Here is a 1,881-nt window from a genome sequence, read left to right as displayed (position 1 = left end):
GTTTGCCGTCACCCGTGCGCCCATCCGCGCGGCGAGTTCACAGTTCAGCGTGATCGCAGCACCCAATCTCTCCGCGCCATAGGTTTCCAGCGCGGTCCACACTTTCAAAGCGCGATTCCCGCGCGAGAGATCAATGCCATAGTCGCAATACCACGGATCGCCACCTCCCACGCCTGCCTCTTGCACCGCGAGATAGGCGGGACGGGCGGCAAAGGCGGCGCGGTGTTCTGCCTGATCGCGGATCAGGACCAAGCCGCAATCATAGGGCACATACATCCATTTGTGGAAATCGCACGCAAGGGAATCTGCTCGCTCTATCCCATCGCTCAACCCGCGCCACGGTTCTTCGGCAAGCCGGGTCCAGGCACCAAAGGCTCCGTCAATATGCAGCCAAAGACCGGTTTCCGCCGCCAGATCGGCCAGCGCGTGCAGGTCGTCAAAACGGCCTACATCGACGGAGCCGGCGGTGGCGATGATGGCAAAGGGCCGCTTGCCCGCTTGTTTGTCGGCGGCAATGGCTTCGCGCAGCGCGGCCACATTCATTCCGCCCGGCCCCTCCGCAATACGGCGCAAATTATCATGGCCAAGACCTAGCAGTTCCACCGCTTTACGCGCCGCGTTATGCGCCCCTGCCCCGGCATAGGCAACCAGAGCCGCGCCGGCGTTGCCTTTCGCCCTGACTTCTGGGCCCAAAGCGCGCAAACGGGCGGTGGAAAGTGCAATAACCGTAGCTTGCGACGTGCCGCTTACCAGAACGCCGCTTGCCGTATCGGGAAACCCGAACACACCACGCGCCCAATCAATCACCGCGCGCTCCACATAGGTCATGCCATGATCACGCCCACCGCAATTGGCATTGATCGTCGCCGCGACCATCTCCGACATCAAGCCCGAGGCAAGCCCGCTCCCATGCACCCAGCCGAAAAAGCCGGGATGGGTGTTGCCGGTGCCGTAGGGCAGCATTTCGGCAATCAGCCGCGCGGAAACGACGCTTTCATCCGCGCCTTGCGCCGTGATGGCATAACCCGTTTTCACCGCTTCCGGCACGGGTTGCCAAGGGTGTGCCTCTGCGGTTTGCAAATGATCAATACAGGCATTCAGCAGTGTGTGGGCAGAATCGCGGAAGACTTGCCAATCTTGCGGATCAAGGCCGGGGTCGGTTTGTTTGGCCATGCTAAGCCCGCCTTCGGTCAGCTTTTTGCCGCAGGGGAGGCAATGCCATCGTTTTCAGGATAGAAGCACGCGGCCTGATGGTTTTCGCCCGCCAGCAACGGCCGCGCAGAACGGCACTTGTCCTGCGCCTTCCAGCAGCGTGGCGCAAAGGCGCAGCCCGGTGGCACGTTGATAGGTGAGGGCAATTCGCCCTCCAACTTGATCCGGTGTTTAACCGCTTTCGGGTTCGCCACTGGCGTCGCCGACAGCAACGCCTTGGTATAGGGGTGGCGCGGGTTGCTGAAAATTTCCGCCTTGGTGCCAGTTTCCACGGGGCGGCCCAGATACATCACGATCACATCATCAGCCATATGTTTGACCACCGAAAGATCATGGCTGATGAACAGATAGGCCAGCCCCATCCGTTGCTGCAACTCTGTCAGCAGGTTCAGGATCTGGCTTTGGATCGACAGGTCCAGCGCCGAGACCGGCTCATCCAGAACCAAAACCTTGGGATCGAGCATCAACGCGCGCGCAACCGCAATCCGCTGCCTCTGCCCACCGGAAAACATATGCGGGTAGCGGTCAAAATGCTCTGGCCGCAATCCCACGAGGCGCAGCATATCGCGGGCCTTCTTGGTACGATCCGCTGCGGAAATGTCGGAGCGGTTGATTTTCAGCGGCTCTTCCAAAATCGCGCCGACCTTTTGACGCGGGTTCAGCGATCCG

2 protein-coding genes are annotated in these 1,881 nt (G+C 60.9%); both read right to left on the bottom strand.

Features of this window, described 5'->3' with window-relative positions:
- A partial coding sequence (locus L0H65_RS19255; protein ID WP_301460802.1) for a pyridoxal-dependent decarboxylase occupies positions 1-1,173 on the bottom strand: 1,173 nt, incomplete at its 3' end.
- A gap of 17 nt (positions 1,174-1,190) precedes the next feature.
- Positions 1,191-1,881 (bottom strand): oligopeptide/dipeptide ABC transporter ATP-binding protein (locus L0H65_RS19250; RefSeq protein ID WP_301460801.1); only part of this gene is annotated, 691 nt, incomplete at its 5' end.

Source organism: Pseudorhodobacter sp. (genome assembly GCF_030452865.1).
Lineage (GTDB): Bacteria > Pseudomonadota > Alphaproteobacteria > Rhodobacterales > Rhodobacteraceae > Pseudorhodobacter.
Note: the sequence above shows the minus strand (reverse complement) of the source record. Positions and strands in the feature narration are given on the sequence as shown.